General features: G+C 45.4%; 14 protein-coding genes, 1 other RNA gene and 1 pseudogene. 13 read left to right on the top strand and 3 right to left on the bottom strand.

The features are described from left to right. Nucleotides 1-97 precede the first annotated feature (97 nt). The 10 genes and pseudogenes from ADU22_RS21020 (at nucleotide 98) to ADU22_RS20985 (ending at nucleotide 11,799) form a co-directional block, all read left to right on the top strand. Nucleotides 98-2,371 carry a DEAD/DEAH box helicase gene (locus ADU22_RS21020; protein WP_053363921.1) on the top strand — a complete coding sequence of 758 codons (2,274 nt, stop codon included), beginning with the start codon at nucleotides 98-100 and terminating at the stop codon, nucleotides 2,369-2,371. 12 nt (nucleotides 2,372-2,383) lie between these two features. Then, nucleotides 2,384-3,646 (top strand): ribonuclease H-like domain-containing protein, encoded by a 1,263-nt coding sequence (locus ADU22_RS21015; protein ID WP_053363920.1) that lies wholly within the window; start codon nucleotides 2,384-2,386, stop codon nucleotides 3,644-3,646. A 411-nt stretch (nucleotides 3,647-4,057) separates the two neighbouring features. Further along, nucleotides 4,058-4,357, top strand: a complete 300-nt coding sequence (locus ADU22_RS24435; protein WP_082252956.1) for a CotD family spore coat protein — start codon at nucleotides 4,058-4,060, stop codon at nucleotides 4,355-4,357. Between the two features lie 115 nt (nucleotides 4,358-4,472). Continuing rightward, on the top strand, nucleotides 4,473-5,030 hold the full coding sequence (locus tag ADU22_RS21010) for an SLOG family protein (RefSeq protein ID WP_053363919.1): 558 nt from the start codon (nucleotides 4,473-4,475) through the stop codon (nucleotides 5,028-5,030). A gap of 82 nt (nucleotides 5,031-5,112) precedes the next feature. Continuing rightward, a complete protein-coding gene (gpsB, locus tag ADU22_RS21005) occupies nucleotides 5,113-5,412 on the top strand; it encodes a cell division regulator GpsB (protein WP_046524200.1) in 300 nt (99 codons plus the stop codon). A gap of 83 nt (nucleotides 5,413-5,495) precedes the next feature. Further along, nucleotides 5,496-5,873, top strand: an RNA gene (rnpB, locus tag ADU22_RS24005) — RNase P RNA component class B. A 146-nt stretch (nucleotides 5,874-6,019) separates the two neighbouring features. Continuing rightward, nucleotides 6,020-7,156 carry a THUMP domain-containing class I SAM-dependent RNA methyltransferase gene (locus ADU22_RS21000; protein WP_053363918.1) on the top strand — a complete coding sequence of 379 codons (1,137 nt, stop codon included), beginning with the start codon at nucleotides 6,020-6,022 and terminating at the stop codon, nucleotides 7,154-7,156. Between the two features lie 106 nt (nucleotides 7,157-7,262). Beyond that, a complete protein-coding gene (locus ADU22_RS20995) occupies nucleotides 7,263-9,215 on the top strand; it encodes an ATP-dependent DNA helicase (protein ID WP_053363917.1) in 1,953 nt (650 codons plus the stop codon). A 133-nt stretch (nucleotides 9,216-9,348) separates the two neighbouring features. Beyond that, nucleotides 9,349-10,859, top strand: a pseudogene (locus ADU22_RS20990) (carboxypeptidase M32). A 34-nt stretch (nucleotides 10,860-10,893) separates the two neighbouring features. Then, the gene (locus ADU22_RS20985; protein WP_053363916.1) at nucleotides 10,894-11,799 is read left to right on the top strand and encodes a DMT family transporter; all 906 of its coding nucleotides are present in this window, start codon (nucleotides 10,894-10,896) and stop codon (nucleotides 11,797-11,799) included. 15 nt (nucleotides 11,800-11,814) lie between these two features. Here the strand turns inward: ADU22_RS20985 and ADU22_RS20980 are convergent, their stop codons facing one another. From ADU22_RS20980 to ADU22_RS20970, 3 genes are read right to left on the bottom strand one after another with little or no spacing between them, the layout of a single operon-like run. Beyond that, the gene (locus tag ADU22_RS20980; RefSeq protein WP_053363915.1) at nucleotides 11,815-13,470 is read right to left on the bottom strand and encodes a b(o/a)3-type cytochrome-c oxidase subunit 1; all 1,656 of its coding nucleotides are present in this window, start codon (nucleotides 13,468-13,470) and stop codon (nucleotides 11,815-11,817) included. Continuing rightward, nucleotides 13,470-13,946, bottom strand: coding sequence for a cytochrome c oxidase subunit II (locus tag ADU22_RS20975; RefSeq protein WP_046524206.1), 477 nt, complete (start codon nucleotides 13,944-13,946; stop codon nucleotides 13,470-13,472). The genes ADU22_RS20980 and ADU22_RS20975 overlap by 1 nt, the downstream gene beginning before the upstream one ends. A gap of 27 nt (nucleotides 13,947-13,973) precedes the next feature. Continuing rightward, nucleotides 13,974-14,123 carry a cytochrome c oxidase subunit 2A gene (locus ADU22_RS20970; protein ID WP_053363914.1) on the bottom strand — a complete coding sequence of 50 codons (150 nt, stop codon included), beginning with the start codon at nucleotides 14,121-14,123 and terminating at the stop codon, nucleotides 13,974-13,976. Nucleotides 14,124-14,813: 690 nt separating this feature from the next. On the opposite strand from ADU22_RS20970, the gene ADU22_RS20960 reads away from it, so the two are divergent. The 3 genes from ADU22_RS20960 to ADU22_RS20950 all read left to right on the top strand — a co-directional run bounded on the left by ADU22_RS20960 (nucleotide 14,814) and on the right by ADU22_RS20950 (nucleotide 20,413). After that, complete coding sequence (locus ADU22_RS20960; RefSeq protein ID WP_053363912.1) at nucleotides 14,814-15,881, top strand: type III polyketide synthase; 1,068 nt, start codon at nucleotides 14,814-14,816, stop codon at nucleotides 15,879-15,881. Then, nucleotides 15,878-16,447, top strand: a complete 570-nt coding sequence (locus ADU22_RS20955; protein ID WP_053364694.1) for an isoprenylcysteine carboxyl methyltransferase family protein — start codon at nucleotides 15,878-15,880, stop codon at nucleotides 16,445-16,447. Before ADU22_RS20960 ends, ADU22_RS20955 begins: the two co-directional genes overlap by 4 nt. 315 nt (nucleotides 16,448-16,762) lie before the next feature. After that, nucleotides 16,763-20,413 carry a dynamin family protein gene (locus tag ADU22_RS20950; RefSeq protein WP_053363911.1) on the top strand — a complete coding sequence of 1,217 codons (3,651 nt, stop codon included), beginning with the start codon at nucleotides 16,763-16,765 and terminating at the stop codon, nucleotides 20,411-20,413. Nucleotides 20,414-20,442: the final 29 nt, after the last annotated feature.

Below are 20,442 nucleotides of genomic sequence, written 5' to 3'. Positions count from 1 at the left end.
ATTATCACATCATGGAAAAAAATACAGGCGCGAATTTTCTTTTAGTTCTTTTTGAACGAACGCTTATTCGCTAGAATAGAGTTATTGAGGTGAAGATATGAAATTCCGACATGATTTACAGGATATCATTCAATATTTGAAGATGGAAGATAGCGCCAAGGAAAATATCATCCATTGGGAAACCATTGAGGCGAAGGAGGCCAGGACTTCCCTAATGCCATCAGACATCAGCCCATTATTGAGGGAAGCTCTTCAGAAACGGGGGATAAACGAGCTCTATACTCACCAAAAGACGGCGTATGAGAGCGTAGGGAAGGGTGACAGCATTGTGGCAGTCACACCAACGGCTTCAGGGAAAACTTTATGCTACAACCTCCCAGTCCTCCAGGAAATTATTAAGGATCCAAAATCAAGGGCATTGTATATGTTCCCGACAAAAGCACTGGCACAGGACCAAAAAAGCGAAATCAATGAACTGATTCAGGAAGCAGGGCTTAATATAAACAGCTATACATATGACGGCGACACTCCTGCCAATATCCGGCAAAAGGTGAGGAAGGCTGGACATATTGTGATAACGAATCCGGATATGCTGCATTCCGCCATTTTGCCGCATCATACAAAATGGGTATCCCTGTTTGAGAATCTTAAGTTCGTAGTAATTGATGAGCTCCATATATATCGGGGCGTGTTTGGCAGCCATGTTGCCAATGTCATCAGAAGGCTCAGGAGGATCTGCCAATACTATGGGAGCGACCCCATATTTATCTGTACATCTGCAACCATTGCCAACCCGCTCGAGCTTGCTGAAAACCTGACAGAAAAGAAAATGAATCTGATTGACAATAACGGAGCACCTTCCGGCAGGAAGCATTTTATTTTTTATAATCCCCCCATTGTCAATAAACCTCTTAATATAAGGAGAAGCGCTACATTGGAAACGCGCTGGCTTGCAGGAGAGTTTCTGAAAAATAAAATCCAGACGATTGTTTTTGCCAGAAGCAGGGTCAGAGTGGAAATATTGCTTACTTACCTTCAGGAGCTTGTCAAGCATAAACTGGGGCCAAAAGCTATCCGTGGTTATAGGGGCGGATACCTTCCCACAGAGCGGAGGGAAATTGAAAAAGGGCTGAGATCCGGGGAAATTTATGGGGTTGTCAGTACAAATGCCCTTGAACTCGGTGTTGATATCGGCCAGCTGCAGGTATGCATCATGAATGGATATCCCGGCACCATTGCAAGTTCATGGCAGCAGGCGGGAAGGGCAGGCAGAAGGCATGGAGAAGCAGTTGTAATCATGGTGGCAAGCTCCAGCCCGCTTGATCAATATATCATCCAGCATCCAGATTATTTTTTTGCCAGAAGTCCTGAAACAGCCAGAATCAATCCGGACAATTTGATTATCCTGATCGATCATTTAAAATGTGCCGCCTACGAACTGCCTTTTAATAAAGGGGAACGTTTTGGGAGTGCTGAAGTGGAAGAGATCCTTGAGTATTTGACCGAAGAACGGATCCTTCACCAAAATGGGGAGAGATGGTATTGGATGAATGACGCCTTCCCGGCGCATAATATCTCGCTTCGGTCTGCTTCACAGGAAAATGTGGTCATCATTGATCAATCGGATGTGGCAAACGTCCGTGTAATTGGCGAGATGGATACCTTTTCTGCCATGACCCTGCTGCATGAGGAGGCTATCTATCTGCACCAGGGAATTCAGTATCAGGTGGAAATGCTGGATTGGGAGGAGAAAAAAGCTTTCGTCAGGGAGGTATCGGTTGACTACTTTACCGATGCCAATCTTGCTGTCCAGCTGAATGTTCTCGAGGAAGACAAACTTCGCTCTCTCGGCAGTACAGTCCTGGGGTATGGTGATGTCAGTGTCCGTGCAATGGCTACTATATTTAAAAAGATAAAATTTGAAACACATGAGAACATTGGGTCTGGCCCCATCTATCTTCCGGAGGAGGAGCTGCATACCAATTCAGCCTGGATTTCATTGAAAAGGGAGTTATATGAATTTGAAGATGAAAGGCTTGAGCAGGGGCTTATTGGTGCAGCACAGGCATTGAAACATATTGTTCCTTTATTTGTAATGTGCGACCCGCAGGATGTCCACGTTGTTCCGCAGGTGAAAGCTACCCATAATGAGCAGCCGACCATATTCTTTTATGACCGTTATCCAGGGGGGATAGGCCTGAGTGAAAAGGTTTACCACTTAATGGATGATATTCTGGCTGAGGCGAAGCGGATGGTAGGGGGATGCAGCTGCCAATCCGGCTGCCCATCCTGCATAGGCACTGACACAGCAGCAGAGACGGCAAAAAAAGATGTGCTGAAAATGATTGATCTGTTTACGGCAGCCAGTTAAAGAGGTGATAAAATGTCGCTGAGAAATAAGCTGAATCGTTTAAAACCACACCTTTCACCATCGACTGGGATGAAAAGCAGTCCCGACCATGCCATCAAGCCGGTCCTTAAGGAAGATCATAAGATTCCCTTTATGGATGTGTGGGAGAAAGAAAATGTTGCGCCCTATTATTTCGATGACCAGTATTGCCTTGTACGAAAAGTGGTGTATCCACTTTCCCATAAACATGGAAAATACACTTTTACCGAAGCGTTGGAAGCTATTGTGGGATGGAATGATAGCAAAGTCCAGCACCATTTATCCGCAGCAGGGCATAGTCCGGAGGATCTGTTTTTCTTTGACACTGAAACCACGGGGTTGGGAGGTGGAGCGGGCAACACCATTTTTTTACTCGGCCATGCCCGCCTGACCAGGGATGGCGTCATTCTAACCCAGCATCTTCTTCCCCATCCCGGGGCTGAAATAGCTCTTTACCAAAGCTTCCTGGAATCCGTCAATTATCGGACCCTGGTAACGTATAATGGCAAAGCCTTTGATTGGCCGCAGGTCAAGACGAGGCATACCCTCGTGAGGGAACATGTTCCAAAACTTCCGTCATTCGGCCATTTCGACCTATACCATGCTGCCCGCAGAATGTGGAAACATAGGATAGAGAGAATGAAGCTTGGCGCTGTTGAAAAAGAAGTGCTTGGTTTTGAACGGGTAGATGATATACCCGGGTATCTCGCTCCAATGATATATTTTGATTTCCTGGAAAGGAAACATCCCGAAGGACTTCTTGGAGTCTTGAAGCACAACGAGCTTGACATTCTTTCCCTGATTACCCTGTATACCCATCTGTCGTTCCAATTGCTTGGATTGGATGCAGGAAGGACTATAAGGGAAACGTATGAGGTTGGACGCTGGTTCTCCTATATTGGAGAGAGTGAAAAAGCGAAAGAGACGTTTCAGGACATTGCCGATGGAGGCGGATCAGATGCCATTGCTGCAATGGTGGCACTTGCAGCTGAATACAAACGGAATAAGGAATATGGAAAAGCCTTGCCGTTGTGGAAAAAAGCCTCTGAAAATGGGACAGACCTCCAAAAATTGGAATCCCTGCTTGAGCTGGCCAAGTATTTTGAACACCGGGAAAAGGAATACCAGCTTGCTGAGAGCTACACCGAGAAGGCATATCCATTGCTTTCAGCCCTAAACAGGGGAAAAGCAAAGAAATTGGAAGTGGACCTGGAAAAAAGGCTGATAAGGCTTAAAAGGAAAATGAAGCACCAATAGAAGAGTTTCATTGTTATGTCTCCGGGGAAAGATTATAATCACGGTTTTCCTTTTGATAAAGTTCAGAGCAGGTGTCACAAAATGTTAACAATTATGTCTAGTGAAAATTGGGATTTTATATTGTAACAAAGTTAAATGGACGTTAAAATGTAGTCTTGTGGAGAAAATAAATTTTGGGGCTGTTAAGAATGTATAAAGCGATTTTGGTAATGTTCTTTGTTGTGGTCTTCCTGACTGTCATCGTTTTCACCGGTTTTAAAGACAATTTTTATGCTCTTATATAACAATATCGCATGAAATTTTTAGGCAAAAGGTAAAAAAATAGGTGTTTTCATTAGTACAAGATACCTCTCCTCTTCATAGGTTAGTAGTGTAAACAACAAACCAATTTGAGGAAGGAGAGTACAGATTATGTTTTGCGGACCGAGACCGGGTTGTGTTTTACCAGCAGTTGTTCATCCGACCAAGTGCTGTGTAAATAATACTTTTTCAAATAATATAGTACCGCACATCCACCCATCGCATACAACCAATGTTCATCATACCAACTTTGACCATATTCACTACACACCGCATACTGAATCCCAGATTAATGAGGTGACGCACCAGCATTTTTATGGAGGACCTGTCCCGCCAGCTGGAGTTGGAGTGCCAAGACCAGGTTATGGCCCAGGGCCGGGCTTCGGAGCTGGGCCAGGCTACGGATTCTAATCATTGCAACAGGCAGGGGCTGAGTTTTCACCACAGCCCCTGTTTTTCATTTGTGTTGGTTAGGATTAATATTGGTAAGAAGAGAGAATAGATATGGAAAGGTGTCAGTACTCACATGGCAAAAGTAGCAGTTGTATCGGGATATAAGGCATATGAGCTTGGCGTGTTTAAACAGGATCACCCGGCAGTCAAATACATAAAAACCGCTATCATGAAGGAATTGGCTGCATTGGCGGAAGAAGGGCTTGAATGGGTTCTTATAAGCGGACAGCCGGGAGTGGAATTATGGGCGGCTGAAGTAGTGTTTGCTTTGCAGGAGTATCTTCCCGAACTTAAGCTTTCGGTCATCACTCCTTTTTTAAATCTGGAGGAAAAATGGAGTGAGAGCAACAGGGAATGGTATGAGTCGGTCATAATCCAAGCCGACCATGTCGATTCGGTATCAAGGAGGCCTTACGAAAAACCTTGGCAGCTGCGTGCGGCTAACCAGTTTTTCATAGAAAAGAGCGATGTCCTCATCCTGTTCTATGATCAGGAAAAAGAGGGGAGTCCAAGATATATTTTCGAGGCTGCCAAACAAAGGCAGGAAAAGGGAGAGTACGATATCAGGATGATCAGTTTTTCTGACCTCCAGATGATTGTGGAAGAAGAACAGTTTAATCAGGATTTCTAAGATCGGGATTAGAGAATTGACAAATATCACTGTTTTTGAAAAAATATAAAGTGATGATAGGGGTATATCGAGGTGAGAAATGATGCTATCTGATAAAGTGAACCTTACAGCGAAAGAAATACTTGAAAAAGAATTTAAAACGGCCATGCGTGGATATAAACCGGAGGAAGTGGATAAATACCTTGATCTTGTGATTAAGGATTATGAAGTCTTCCATCAGGAAATCGAAGAGCTTAAGCAGGAAAACATGAGATTGAAGAAACAGCTCGAGGAGGCCGCAAGAAGGCCAAGCGCCCAGCCTGCCGGGACTACGAACTTCGATATACTGAAAAGGTTATCCAACCTGGAAAAACATGTTTTTGGCAATAAGCTCTACGATTGAACCGTTTTCTTCCAATTTTTCTAATTGGTTACCATTGCTATATTGTGAATGATTCCATATAATAATCTATGTAATCGTTAATAGCGTTCGGGTAACCGCTGCAGTTTTTCTGCAGAGGAAAGTCCATGCTCGCACGGGCTGAGATGTCCGTAGTGTTCGTGCCTGGCCAATTCATAAGCCAGGGCAGCCTAATCGGCTGACGGCAGGGAAAATGCCTAAGTCTTCGGATATGGCATGAATACCTATAAAAGTGCCACAGTGACGTAGCCTTCCCAGAAATGGGAAGGGTGGAACGAGGTAAACCCCGCGAGCGAGAAACCCAAATAATGGTAGGGGCACTTTCCTGGAGGAAATGAACGAAGGGAAGGACAGGTGATACCACCTGTAGATAGATGGTTACCGCCGGAGTGCGAGGCTAATTGCCGGTCGCAGCACAATGGAACAAAACATGGCTTACAGAGCGTTATTAATCGATTTTGTATGAGTGTTTTAGCAAGCTCTCCTTTTTTGCCGGGAGGGCTTCTTTATTTTTACATAGATTGGATTATCTAACCGTAAACTGGTATGATGGATATTCATTAAAAGTGAATTTTAAAGGGTGAAATAGATGAGCAAACTCGAATTGATCGCTACTTCGGCAATGGGGCTGGAATCATTGGTAGCGAAGGAAGTGAGAGACCTTGGATACGAATGCCAGGTCGAAAACGGCAGGATCACTTACAAAGGGGACGAGCTTGCGATTGCGCGGAGCAATTTATGGCTGCGGACCGCGGATCGTGTCAAAATTAAGGCAGGAGAATTTAAAGCCTATACTTTTGATGAATTGTTTGAGAAAACAAAATCCATCCCATGGGAGCAATTCCTTCCGGAAAATGCTGAATTCCCTGTTAGCGGGAAGTCGCAAAAGTCCAAGCTTTTCAGTGTGTCCGATTGTCAGTCCATTGTTAAAAAAGCAATTGTAGAAAGGCTGCGCAAATCCTACAAAAAAACTTCCTGGCTTGAGGAAAATGGACCGCTGTTCAAAATAGAGGTTTCCCTCTTGAAGGATGTTGCCACTTTAACGATTGACACCAGCGGCAGCGGTTTGCATAAGAGAGGCTATCGGGTGGACCAGGGAGAGGCTCCCCTGAAGGAAACCCTGGCTGCCGCATTGGTGATGCTGACCAATTGGACGCCTGAACGTCCATTCGCCGATCCTTTCTGCGGTTCGGGAACCATTCCGATTGAAGCTGCCCTGATTGGCCAGAATATTGCTCCGGGATTTAATCGGGAGTTTGTCTCCGAGTCGTGGGACTGGATGCCGGACACGGTATGGGAGCAGGCGAGAAATGAAGCCGAGGACATGGCGAAATATGACCAGCCATTGGATATCACAGGTTCGGATATTGACCATCGCCTTGTGAAAATCGCTGCAGAAAATGCTTTTGAGGCAGGCCTTGGAGACTTGGTGAATTTTAAGCAAATGCGGGTCCAGGATTTTGCTGCCAAAAAGGATTACGGTGTCATCGTGGGCAACCCGCCATATGGTGAGCGGCTTGGCGATAAAAAAGCTGTGGAACATATGTACAAGGAAATGGGTAAAGTGTTGGGAGCGCTGGATACATGGTCCGTATATATCATGACTTCAAACGAACAATTTGAGCAATTCTACGGCAGGCCTGCAACCAAAAAGAGGAAGCTGTTCAATGGGTTCATCAGGACAGACTTATACCAGTACTGGGGAAAGCGTCCGCCTAGGCGCTAGAGAGTGATCCTTTCGCCCGACTAGGGTAGCTGAAACATCTAAAGTAAATAACATGGAAATGACAGCGCCCATCGCAAGGCGCTGTCAATTTGTCTGGAGGGTTACCATGACTGGCAGTTTGCCTTTTACTATTTCAAAAACAGAATCTTTTTTCGATAAATTCAGCGAGTGGATTGGCGATGTTTTCTATGATGTTCTCCCTGAAGCTGGGTTTGAGCTGCGGGATGAGCAAGTCTTCATGGCATTTCAGCTCGAAAAAGCATTCAGGGAAAAGAAAGTCATTTTTTCAGAGGCTGGAGTGGGTACGGGAAAAACAATCGTCTACCTTCTTTATGCCATTTGTTATGCCCGCTACAAAAAGCAGCCGGCCATCATTGCGTGTGCCGATGAAAGGCTGATTGAACAGCTTGTCAAAAAGGAAGGGGACATTGCCAAGCTGGAAAAGGCGCTGGATTTAAATATTGATGTCCGCCTGGCAAAATCACGGGATCAATATCTTTGCCTGAATAAGCTGGATCCCTTTGTGGATGGGGACGATGAGGCGTATCATGCAGTTTACGACAGTTTGCCAGATTTCGTCCATGAAGGCAGTACGCTGCAGAAATTTCATCGGTATGGTGACCGGACAGAATATTCTTCCCTGACGGATAATGAATGGGCCAATATTAACTGGGATCCGCTTCAGGACTGCCTTGCATGCAGCCGCAGGCATCGCTGCGGATTGACCTTGCAGCGGGAGCATTATCGAAAAGCAGCTGACCTGATTGTCTGCTCGCACGATTTTTATATGGAACATATTTGGACAAAGGAGTCGCGCAAGCGTGAAGGTGAGCTTCCGTTTTTGCCGGATGGGAGCTGTGTTGTCTTTGATGAAGGCCACCTCCTTGAGTTCGCAAGCCAAAAGGCGTTGACATATCGGTATGCGGAACGAACCCTGGAAACCCTGCTCACGAGGATCATGGATAATGATATACGCGAAAAGACCTTAAACCTGATGGAAAAGGCTATATTCCTGAATGATCAGCTTTTTATTGAACTGGAAAAATATAGCGAGGAAAGCAGGGCATCCGAAAAGCTGACAGTAAAAAAAGCACCATCCGTGTCAAGAATAGCGGAGGATTTGCTTTGGACTTTGGAATCCCTGCAGGAAGAATTGGTTTTTGAAAGTGAAATGTTTGTGATTAACGACTATAACCTGAAGATTGTGGAGGAATACCTGGATCAGATCAGTTATTCGTTGACTCTATTTGCCAGACGTTCGGTCGGGATTAACTGGCTTGAGATCCATAATGGCGAGAAAACGCTTGTCATTATGCCAAAAATGGTTCAGGAAGTACTGCGCAAAGAAGTGTTTTCCCAGGAAAAGCCATTTGTTTTTTCTTCAGCCACCTTGTCGGAAAGAAAGTCATTTGAGTACATGGCAAACAGTCTGGGAATTGACAGCTATCTTTCCTTCTCGGTTGAATCACCATTTGACTACGATGATGTCATGTGCATCTCCCTTCGTGATTATTCCAAAGCAGACTTTGCAGCGAGGGCCCAGTATACAATCCGGCAAATTCGTTCTTCGGGGGGGAGGGCCCTGGTATTGTTTACAGACCGGGATGAACTGCGCTCCTTTAAAAGCATGGTTGAAGGAGAATTTGACTTTCCTGTTCTGTTTGAAGGGGATGCAGAAATATCAACACTTGTTTCGCGCTTTCAAAATGAAGAGCAGAGTGTTTTATGTTCGGTAAATCTGTGGGAAGGATTGGATGTTCCAGGCAGTGCTTTGAAAAATGTCATTCTGTTTGCTTTGCCATTTCCGCCGAACGACCCGGTATTTGCGGCTAAACGGGAAGAAGCAGACAATGCTTTTGATGAGGTTGATTTGCCCTATATGCTTTTGAGGCTAAGACAGGGAATAGGGCGGCTCATTAGGACAAGTACAGATCAGGGAGAAGTACACATTCTCCTCGATAAGACTCTGGACCGGGAGATCCTTGAAAAGCTCCTCGAAGTCCTTCCTGTCCAGCCGGAAAATTCAGGGAGCAGTGATTTGGCTGCAGGTGCAAATTAATATTGAAGCCCATCCTGCTAAGGGTGGGCTTCCACTTGTTTCAGGAGGAATATTTTTCCGATTCTTTAATGGTACGTTATTATGTTTCAGAAAAATGTGATAATATGGGAGAGACATAGAATTGGGAAGGAAGATGCAGATGGAGAGCGTCGCGCTGGAAAAAGAATTTCTTGATTATGTAAAGAAGATGTCTGCTTATGAGGAAGCCCTTTCGGTTATTTATTGGGATTTAAGGACAGGAGCTCCGAAAAATGGAGTGGACCAAAGATCGCAAGTTATAGGTGTATTATCTTCTGAAGTGTTTTCAATGTCAGTCTCGGAGCAAATGGCCGAATACATAGATAAAATTGCCGAGGACCGCCATGCTTCAGAGGTTGCCAGGAAAACCGCAATGGAATGCAAAAAAGTATATGAGCGCAACAAAAAGATTCCTGCGGATGAATACAGGGAATATGTCATCCTCCAATCGAAAGCGGAAAGCATTTGGGAAGAAGCAAAAAATAAATCAGACTTTGAGATGTTCCGGCCTTATTTGGAAAAGCTTGTGGAAACCACTAAGCGTTTCATCGGGTATTGGGGCTATAGCGGCAATAAATACAACACTCTGCTAGATATGTATGAGCCCGGTGTCACGGTTGAGGTACTTGATAAGGTATTTGGGCAGTTAAGGGAACAGATTGTACCGCTGGTGAAGCAAATTTCCGATTCAGCTGACAAGCCAAAGACTGACTTTCTGTTCAAGCATTTTCCCAAAGAAAAACAGCGGGCATTCAGCGAGGAAATCCTCAGGCAGATGGGCTATAATTTTGATGCCGGCCGCCTTGATGAAACGGTCCATCCGTTTGCCATCGGCATTAACCCGGGTGATGTGCGTGTGACGACCAAGTTTGATGAGAAGATTTTAGGACGGCTGTATTCGGAACCATCCATGAAGGAGGTCATGCCCTGTATGAGCAGAATATTTCTCCTCGTTTGGTGGGGACCCCTCTGTGCACGGGAACTTCAATGGGCATCCATGAATCACAGTCTCTATTTTATGAAAATTTTGTCGGCAGAAACTATTCATTCTGGAAGAAAAATTATGAGCTGCTTCAGGAATATACCGATGGCCAGTTTGCACATGTTGAGCTTGAAGACTATTACCGGGCGATCAATGAATCAAAGCCGTCGCTGATCAGGATTGAAGCGGATGAACTTACCTATCCCATGCATGTGATGGTAAGGTATGAAATAGAAAAAGGGCTTTTCAATGATGAAATCGAGGTAAAGGACCTGCCGCAGATCTGGAACGAAAAATATGAACGGTATCTTGGCGTCGTTCCAGAGAACGATGCTCAGGGGGTTTTACAGGATGTCCACTGGTCAGGAGGAAGCTTCGGCTATTTTCCATCCTATGCACTGGGGTATATGTATGCTGCACAGTTCAAACAGGCGATGCTGAAGGATCTGCCAAACTTTGAACAGCTCCTTGAAGAGGGCAATCTTAAGCCCATCCAGGAGTGGCTGACCGCAAAGGTCCATGTTCATGGGAAGATGAAGATGCCGCTTGAAATTCTTAATGATGTGACTGGGGAAGGCTTGAATGCTGATCACCTTGCACAATACCTTAATGAAAAATACCGGGAAGTTTACAGAATATCATAATTAACAGTTCTTTGCCTGGAGGAAGGATGACTACATGCCTTATCTCATGATTGCCTTAGCTGCTTTTATGTGGGGATTGATCGGCTTTTTTGTGAAGGGCCTTTCCGCTGCAGGCTTGAGCCCGATGGAAATCGTTGCCGTAAGGGCAGTGACTGCGGCCTTTATTCTCATGGGAATCGGGTTGGTTAAATACCGTCGCCACTTAAGGATAAAAGCTGGAGACCTTCCGCTTTTTATCGGCACAGGCTGGATGAGCATTGTCTTTTTTAATTGGTGCTATTTTACGGCAATAGAAAGGATGAACATTCCTGTCGCAGCCGCCCTTCTGTATACCTCGCCAGCATTCGTGATTACCTTGTCCTTTCTTTTTCTAAAAGAAAAGCTGAACGTAAAAAAACTGGCAGCGGTTGTTGGTACGATTGCAGGATGCTCATTGGTGGCCGGTGTCAGTTTGCGTGCGGGAAGCAGCTTTCCGCCGGCTAGTATTCTAATCGGGCTTGGCGCCGGCCTTGGCTATGCGTTGTACAGCATCTTCGGCAAAGTAGCCTTGAATAAATACCATCCATTTACCGTAACTTATTATACGTTTATCATGGCTGCTGCACTATTGCTCCCGATTCTGCTGGGAGGGGAAAAGGCTTGGGCATCCGAGGGGGAAGTGTACCTGTACAGCATTGGACTGGGGCTTTTCCCTACAGTTTTGGCCTATTTTGCCTATTCATGGGGGCTGGAAAAGACAGAAAGCAGCAGGGCGGCCATAATAGCTACAGTCGAACCGGTTGCTGCATTAATTCTGGGAATATCCGTCTACCAGGAAAGCATTACATTGACACAGGGAATTGGAATAGGTGCAATCCTGGCTTCAGTCACGCTGGTCAATCTCCCGAAACGTAAACCGCGAATCCTCGAAAACAAAAAGCAAAAGAGCGCTCCTCAGTAATGGAGCGCTCTTGTTTTACCACAACTTATACCCTTTAGAACCTACTGGAGCGTTTTGGATCATATCAACAAACGGAATGGTATAGGCAAACAGGATAAGGAGGACAGCAATCCCGATCCACAGCTTCCAGTTTTCCAATACCATTGGGGCTTTTTCCGAACCATCCGCGGCTTCCCCGATTGGGAACTCCTCTTCTCCTTTTGGAGCAAAGAATGCCAGATTTATAAAGATATAAAGGATGAGAATAATACCGACGAACAAAATCGTTCCACCCACAGCCTGTGCCACCTGGTAGGGAATCCATTCGGCAGCCTGGGCAGCTCCGCCATATTCAGAGAAGGAAGAACGGCGGGGGGCTCCAAGGAGGCCAGCTGCATGCATCGCTCCTGACATGAAAGTCATACCGATTGCCCAGAACACACCCTGGATGATGGCCAGCTTATTCATTGCTTTCGTAAATGTGCGTCCTGTAAGGTGGGGAATCAGCCAATAGCTTATTCCAAAGAAAGTCAGGATTACGGCAGTTGCCACTGTCAAATGGAAATGGCCAGTTACCCAAATGGTATTATGGACGACCTGGTTCATTTGGTGGGAAGCATTAATGATGCCCCCTGCACCTGCAGGAATGAAGCTTAGCATCCCGATAAAAGGAACGACGAAGCGCGCATCTCCCCAAGGAAGCTTTTTCATCCATCCAAACAAGCCTTTGGCCCCTTTGGAACGTCCGTAAGTTTCAAATGTCGCAAACAAAGAGAAAGCCGTCATCAGGGAAGGTATAATGACCATGAATGTCAGGATTACCTGAAAGAACTTCCAGGCAGGGTCAATTCCTGGCTCCATCAGCTGATGGTGGAACCCTACAGGGATGGAGAATAATAGAAATAGAATGAATGTCAGGCGCGCCAGGGAATCCGAGAAAATCTTTCCTCCAATTATTTTTGGAATGATCACATACCATGCCATATAGGCAGGAAGCAGCCAGAAATATACGAGCGGATGTCCGAAATACCAGAATAGCGTCCGGCTGACGGCGACATCGACAGTGTCCACAAGGCCAAGGGACCAGGGAAGAAGCTGCAGGAGAACGGTAGCTGCAACACCAATTGTGGCAATGATCCACATCAGGGTGTTTACCAGGGACATAAAAGTAAGCAGCGGGCTTGGCTTTCCGGGATTTCTTTTTCTCCATGCGGCGTAGGCTGAAATAATGACGGCACCGTCAATCCAGCTGCCGACAATAACAAAAGTAAGGCCAAGATAAAAGAGTGCATGAGCCTGGAGAGGAGCGTAAAATGTATATAATACCGAAGCTTCGTTCAGCAAAATCATGACAGCGGCCATAACAGTTCCAACTGTCATCGTCCAGAATCCAATCCATCCTGCCTTACGCTGTTTGGAAGTGAAGGTCCCTGCCGTCCGGCTGACCGAAACCAATTGAAAACCCATAATAAAGAAGGTTGTCAACACAAGTCCTAAAACGACACCATGCACGGTCAGGATTTGGTAATAGCCGATACCTGCCGGAAGGACAAGCTTTCCGGACCTTACCAGCGTTTGCAGCAATCCGGCCAAACCGCCGATTGCCAGGGCGATAAACGCTACATAAAAATGCGCCATGCCCAGCTTTCCATCAAGACGATCCACTTTTATCTTTTCAGACACAGTTTTCATCATTCCACCACCTTAATTTTTGACGTCATCATATGGTGTCCGGCCCCGCAGTACTCATTGCAAAGGATGAGGAATTCCCCGGTTTTGTCAAAGGTTGTGAGGTATTCGGAAATATACCCAGGCGTCAGCATCATGTTGATATTGGTTCCTGCAACTGAAAAGCCATGGATGACATCCTTGGTTGTCGCAATGACTTTAACTTTGGCACCAAGAGGCACTTCTACTTCTCCAGGAGTATAGTTAAAGGCCGAAGCGACAAATACCAGCTCATAATCCCATTCTTTTCCCTCGACCTTATTCAATCCGGGTTTGTTGAACGGAGCCAGTGTGTCAACTTTCTCTGGATCCACCGTTGCCATGCAGCTTGGCGGCTGGTTGCCAAGATAGAAGGCGCTGACGCCGACAACGGACAAAAACACCAGCAAGGTGGCAGTCCCGAAGATTAGCCAGATTTTTTCATACTTATGAATATGCATGGTACTTCTCTCCCCTTATACTCTCGATTAAAATCGCTCTACAAATAAATAAAAAACACCGACCCATGTTACAATCAGGAAGAATCCCAGCAAGAAAACAGAAGCCAATGTTCCTTTCAGGGACGATGAATCCTCCACCTTTATTTTCGTCTTCTTTTGAAGTCCAGGCTGAGCCATGGTGTCCACTCCCTTCCCTTAAAATAATGTTCACTGTTGGATACAATCCCATCATACAAAACAAATGGTCCGATGCCAGCCAGTTTTTAGCAGTTCACAAATTGTTCATTCCTTACGTATCTACTATGTTAATAGGGTAAAGTTGTAATAACAGTGATTTATGTCACATGGGTGAAGGGCAAAGTGTGAACGAATTGTGAAAACAAATATGTGAAAATATACACAAACCATAGAAAAGGGCGGGGGAGTCTTGACAATCAAAAAAGGTTTCTCATGGTTTTTTCCATCATCACCTTTTTCAGCAAAGAAGCATAGGATAATGTAAAAAGTTTTTTTCGGGGATGTGTACAGATGGAAAAATATTATTGCGATCGCTGCTGCAGGATTTATAATGATTTGCAAACCTGTAAGCCATGCGGCATCCTGGCTTCCAGGAAGATAGTGATCCAGGTCCATGACCAGCCCAAACCCCAATAAGGGTTTCAGTTTTAAATGGTAATTCTTTTCTGCTGTCACAACCGGCATTCTTAGCTATAATAAAAGAGCACAGCAACTCCCTTCAAAACGTCAGGCTTTCCCGGTCCTTGGGAAAGCCTTTTTTTTGTTTCCATTGCCTCGGATAGTTTTGCTGAATATTGGAGGGGTAAATGGAAAAAGTAACCTTAAGGATAGGTGAGGAGAGAGAGCTGTATGCCGACTATTTTATCAATCGCAGAAGCAATACCGCCGTATTGCATTACACAGGATAAAGTCATGGATTTTGCCGAGGAGCTATTTTCGGAATCCTTTAGGGATATAAAAAGACTGCTGCCCGTTTTTATGAATGGGCAAATCGAAAAACGCCACTTTGCCAAAAATTTGGATTGGTTTAAGACAGAACACAGCTTTGAAGAGAAAAATAATGCCTACATCGAGGCAGCGGTTCAATTGGGAACACAGGCAGTCAAAAGCTGCCTGTCCAGTCCATCGTTCTTATCAAAGCATGTTCCATATGAAGAAATAGATGCCATAATTACGGTTAGCAGCTCGGGGCTAGCTACTCCAAGCCTTGAGGCCCGGATCATGAATCTTCTTCCTTTTTCGCCTCGGACGAAAAGAATCCCCATTTGGGGACTGGGCTGTGCTGGCGGTGCTTCCGGGCTTTCCCGCGCCTTTCCGAAGGCAAAGGKTCTTGTTTTAACGGTTGAACTTTGCAGCCTTACATTTCAGCGAAATGACCGTTCGAAGAGCAATCTCGTGGGAACCTCCTTGTTCGCTGATGGTGTTGCCTGTGCGCTCGTTTGCGGAGAGGATTCAAAATTCCTGCCTTACAAGAAAAGGGAAGCGTCACCAAGAATTTTGGGGACAGGGTCTGCACTGATGAAGGATTCACTTGATGTAATGGGATGGGAAGTGAAAAATGAAGGACTCCATGTGGTGTTTTCAAGGGATATCCCCTCGATAGTAGAGGAATGGCTCTTGCCTGTTGTAAGCGAGTTTTTGGAAACAGAGAAAATGACTTTGGAGGATATCCATCATTTTGTAGCCCACCCAGGCGGGAAAAAAGTTCTTGATGCCTATGTGAAGGCACTTGGCCTGCGTGAGGGCATGACTGAAAAATCGCTGGATGTCCTGAAAGAATATGGGAACATGTCCTCGGCAACCATCCTCTATGTCCTAAGAAGGTTCATGGAAAGTGCAGGACAGGGGGAACATGGACTTGCGGCCGCCATGGGTCCCGGTTTCAGCTCAGAATTGCTGCTGTTGAGGTGGGAATAATGTTTTTTCTATTTATTGGTTTTATCATCATTCAACGGCTCACTGAACTGGCTATAGCCCGAAAGAATGAAAAGTGGATCAAATCCCAGGGAGGGCTGGAGTTTGGCTCTGGCCATTATCCCGCTATGGTGATGATCCACACTGCCTTTATTTTGAGCACGATAGCAGAAGTTGTGATTTTGGGCCGTGAGCTTTCTGCCTACTGGCCATTTCTATTCGTGCTGTTTGTGCTGACCCAATTGATAAGGGTTTGGGCACTTCTGTCCCTTGGTCCATTTTGGAATACCAAGATTATCGTTCTACCCGGGGCAAAGGTTGTTAAAAAGGGCCCTTACCGATTTATTAAGCACCCAAACTATGTCATCGTTGCTCTGGAGTTGATCGTGATTCCCCTGATGTTTAATGCCTATTGGACCGCGGCGGTATTTACCTTATTGAATATGGTCATCCTTTCCGTGCGAATCCCCGAAGAAGAGAAGGCATTGGCCAGCCTGACTCAGTATGAAAAAGAGTTCCATGATAATGGACGGTTTATCCCGAATTTGTTAAATAAGTATGACAATTAAGGGTGTATCATTGATAATGATAATCAATCATGGTAAACTAAGCTTGGAATTGATAATTATTCTCACAGACTAATATAAGCTCACCGGGGATGGTGGATAAGATGACCTCTTTGCTTGTTATTACTACAGTTGTTGTTTATGGCGGGATCATGAAGTATGTTTTGGACAATGTAGCCAAACCGCATAATTGAAAATGAATCTTTGTAAAAGCCCGGGTTTCCCGGGTTTTTTATTTTGGATAGGAATGTATAGGAATAAAGTGAAAAATCATTTAGAATAAGTATATTCACAAAATTGTCACAAGGGGTCTAAATGATGGGTCAATTAGTAGCGCAAAAGGAAAAACAATTGTTGGACAAAATCTTGAAGCTTCATCCGCTGTTCCTTGAAAACGATGATTTGGAAGCAGCAGAAAAGTCAAAGGAAATAGGGAAAAAACTTCTTGAAAAGGAATTTGCCATCGGCTTCTGCGGACATTTTTCCGCAGGGAAGTCCAGCATGATCAACAAGCTGGTCGGGGAGGACATTCTTCCCTCAAGCCCCATTCCTACAAGTGCAAACCTGGTGAAAATCAAGGGCGGGGAAGAATATGCCCGCGTATATTTTAAAAAAGGAAAACCAAGGCTGTATCCTGCGCCTTATGATTATGAGACAGTAAAAAACTATTGCAAAGATGGTGACCAGATACAGTCGCTTGAAATCAGCCATAAGGGATCGGGCTTCCTCGAAGCGGTCACTGTCATGGATACACCTGGAATCGACTCGACAGATGACGCGCACAGAATTGCCACGGAATCAGCTCTCCACCTTGCGGATTTGGTCCTGTATGTAATGGACTATAACCATGTCCAGTCCGAACTGAATTTCCTGTTCACAAAGGAATTGACGGATGCGGGAAAAGAACTGTATTTGGTTATCAACATGATTGATAAGCATCGTGAAGAAGAATTAAGCTTCAAACAATTCCAGGAAAGTGTATCCGCTTCATTTTCTGCATGGGGGGTTAAACCAAAAGGGATTTTTTATACATCCCTGCGCAATCCCGACATGAAGCAAAACCAATTTGGACAGCTGCAAACATTTCTTGAACAGTACATCGAACAGAGGGACGAACTGCTTCCGCAGTCTGCAGCCAAATCCCTTGTCAAAATCGCCGAAGACCATATACATTCATTGTCCCTTCAGGCAGCAGAAAAGCTCGAGGCATTGGAAACAAAGCTGGAGGAAGTGCCACAGCCCAAATGGCCGGAGATTGAGGGAAAGCTGGCAAGTGCTGCAGAGCAGCTCGAACATCTTAATCGCCAGGTGGAATTTGCTGCAGCAGAGTTTAATTCCAAACTTGAAGGCATTTTAAAGAATGCCTACTTAATGCCGTTCCAGACTCGGGAACTGGCAGAGTCCTACCTAAAAGCGATGCAGCCAGATTTCAAGGCAGGCCTGTTCTTTGCCAAGCAAAAAACGATGCAGGAGCGGGCGGACAGGCTTGAGCGGTTTTATCAGGATCTTTCCGAGAAGGTCCAAGCCCAGATTGACTGGCATGTTAAAGAGTTCCTGCTTGGATTGCTGAAGGAAAAGGGAGTATCCGACAGCGGGCTCCTTTCCCGTGCACAGGGCTTTAAAACGGACTTCCGTAAAGAGATTCTCGGGGAAACGATTAAAGCAGGGGCGGTTGTTTCTGGTGATTATGTGCTCAATTATACGAATGATGTCGCGGAGGCCCTGAAAAAAACCGTCCGTGCACAGTTAAGTTCTTTCAGGGAAAGTTACGCTTCTGCGGTCAGGGAACAGGCAGCAGTTGAAATTTCTGCCGTCAAGGAAGCGGAAGCGCATTGGGGCATGCTGGCCAATGCCTATAAAGAATGGTGTGCAGTCAAGGATTGGCTGGCTCATAGTTCGGAAAGGATATTTGATATCCTGTATGGAAAAGACACAGCTGAACTGAGCGGGGAGAAAGCCCTCTCATTCTTTGATACAGAAATGGATGAGGAAGTTTGGGAAGGAACAGAAGACAAGCAATCCGGAGAAGCAGGACAGGTTACAGGGGAAACGTCCGGAATGACATTCGGGACTGTACAGCAAACACCAGCAGAAAATTCCCAGCACCGGCTTGAGAAGCTAGTGGAAAAATTGAGGAGGACAGCAGGAGAACTAAAAGACATTCCTGGATTGAAAAGGAGTGCCAAAGAACTTGGCGAGAAAGCAGAGAGACTTGAAAACCAGCAATTTACTGTTGCCTTGTTTGGGGCCTTCAGTGCCGGGAAATCTTCCTTTGCGAATGCGCTCATCGGAGAAGGCCTCCTGCCGGTTTCGCCAAACCCGACCACGGCTGCCATCAATAAAATTAAGCCTCCAAGCATGGAACATCCGCATGGGACTGTCATTGTAAAGGTGAAAGGAAGCTCTGAATTGCTTGAAGAAGTAAACCGATCCCTCTCCCTATTTGGATATGGCGCAGATGATTTAGCGGAGGCAGGAAAGAAGATCAAGTCAATCCAGGAAATTGATACTTCAGTCGGAACGGAAAGGCTGCACTATTCCTTCCTGAAGGCATTTGCCAAGGGATTATCCCATTTTGAAGGGAAATTCGATGAACAGTTCGAGAGCAATCTGGAATCATTTCGAAGTTATGTGGCAGATGAGGAGAAGTCCTGTTTTGTCGAATGGATTGAAGTTTACTATGATTGTGAATTAACGCGTGAAGGCATTACCCTGGTGGACACACCGGGAGCCGACTCCATTAATGCCCGGCATACTGGGGTGGCCTTTGATTATATAAAGAACTCGGATGCTATCCTGTTTGTCACCTATTATAACCATGCATTCTCAAAAGCCGACCGGGAGTTTCTAATTCAGCTAGGCCGTGTGAAAGATTCCTTTGAGCTCGACAAAATGTTCTTTATCGTCAACGCAGTCGACCTGGCGAATTCCGAGGATGAAATGTTCTCGGTAATACAGTATGTAGAAGAGCAGCTAGTCCAGTATGGAATTAGAAAACCGCATATGTTTCCGGTATCAAGCCTGCAGGCATTAAAAGACAAAACAGGGGGGGACGGGGGCGAGAACAGGTTTAAAGCATTTGAACGCGCCTTTTATTCCTTCATTGACCATGATTTAAGAAAAATGGCAATGGATTCTGCGGAAGCAAAATGGCTTCAATCCGTCGAACTGCTGGAGAAGATGATTCAGTCGGCAGAAGAAGGCATGGAAGAGAAAACGAGAAAGCGGGCTGCCCTTGAAAATGAAAAAGTCCGTGTCAGCGAACTATTAGGGGCAAAGGACACGGCATTCCTGCAAACTCAGCTGAACCAGGAAATTGACGAGCTTGTCTATTATATTAACCAGCGTGTTTTTTTCCGCTTTGGAGAATTCTTTCGTGAATCCTTTAATCCAGCACTGTTGAAGGATGACGGCCGCGACATGAAGAAAGCTTTGCAGACAGCGCTTGATGACTTGCTGTCGAATATCGGGTATGATCTGCTGCAGGAAGTCCGCGCTTCTTCATTACGAGTGGAAGCCCATATAGCACGTTTAATGGATGGATTCCAAAACGACCTTGCCCAGGAGCTGGCTAAATTGAATCCTAATCTATCTTTCTCTGCGTGGGAAATAAACCGGTTTCCAGAGATTGATTTTGAAGGCCCCTTCAAGAATTTGGACAGGGGACAATTTAAAAAGGCACTCGGACTGTTCAGGAACCCAAAGGCCTTTTTTGAAAAAAATGAAAAGGCCAGGATGGGCGAAGAATTGGAGCAACTTCTTCAATCCCCGGCAGATATCTATTTGGAATCACAGAATAAAGTTTTGAAGAACCATTACGACTCTGCCCTGGAGCAGCTTTTTACCAGTCTAATAAACGACTATTCCGAACAGGCAGAAGAATATTTCGTCGGCGTTCAGTCAGCAATGGCTGTTGACTTTCCGGTGGCACAACTAAAAGAGACGCTTAACGCCATTCGGCACACATAGAGAAGCGGAAGGCAATGTATTTCCGCCTT

The organism is Bacillus sp. FJAT-27251 (assembly GCF_001273925.1).
Classification (GTDB): Bacteria; Bacillota; Bacilli; order Bacillales; family Cytobacillaceae; genus Mesobacillus_B.
Note: the sequence above shows the minus strand (reverse complement) of the source record. Positions and strands in the feature narration are given on the sequence as shown.

Excerpts from the sequence above, each read along its gene's own strand:
- ADU22_RS21020 (WP_053363921.1), top strand. The coding sequence starts at position 98 with ATGAAATTCCGACATGATTTACAGGATATCATTCAATATTTGAAGATG.
- ADU22_RS21015 (WP_053363920.1), top strand. The coding sequence starts at position 2,384 with ATGTCGCTGAGAAATAAGCTGAATCGTTTAAAACCACACCTTTCACCA.
- ADU22_RS24435 (WP_082252956.1), top strand. The coding sequence starts at position 4,058 with ATGTTTTGCGGACCGAGACCGGGTTGTGTTTTACCAGCAGTTGTTCAT.
- ADU22_RS21010 (WP_053363919.1), top strand. The coding sequence starts at position 4,473 with ATGGCAAAAGTAGCAGTTGTATCGGGATATAAGGCATATGAGCTTGGC.
- gpsB (WP_046524200.1), top strand. The coding sequence starts at position 5,113 with ATGCTATCTGATAAAGTGAACCTTACAGCGAAAGAAATACTTGAAAAA.
- ADU22_RS21000 (WP_053363918.1), top strand. The coding sequence starts at position 6,020 with ATGAGCAAACTCGAATTGATCGCTACTTCGGCAATGGGGCTGGAATCA.
- ADU22_RS20995 (WP_053363917.1), top strand. The coding sequence starts at position 7,263 with ATGACTGGCAGTTTGCCTTTTACTATTTCAAAAACAGAATCTTTTTTC.
- ADU22_RS20985 (WP_053363916.1), top strand. The coding sequence starts at position 10,894 with ATGCCTTATCTCATGATTGCCTTAGCTGCTTTTATGTGGGGATTGATC.
- ADU22_RS20980 (WP_053363915.1), bottom strand. The coding sequence starts at position 13,470 with ATGAAAACTGTGTCTGAAAAGATAAAAGTGGATCGTCTTGATGGAAAG.
- ADU22_RS20975 (WP_046524206.1), bottom strand. The coding sequence starts at position 13,946 with ATGCATATTCATAAGTATGAAAAAATCTGGCTAATCTTCGGGACTGCC.
- ADU22_RS20970 (WP_053363914.1), bottom strand. The coding sequence starts at position 14,123 with ATGGCTCAGCCTGGACTTCAAAAGAAGACGAAAATAAAGGTGGAGGAT.
- ADU22_RS20950 (WP_053363911.1), top strand. The coding sequence starts at position 16,763 with ATGGGTCAATTAGTAGCGCAAAAGGAAAAACAATTGTTGGACAAAATC.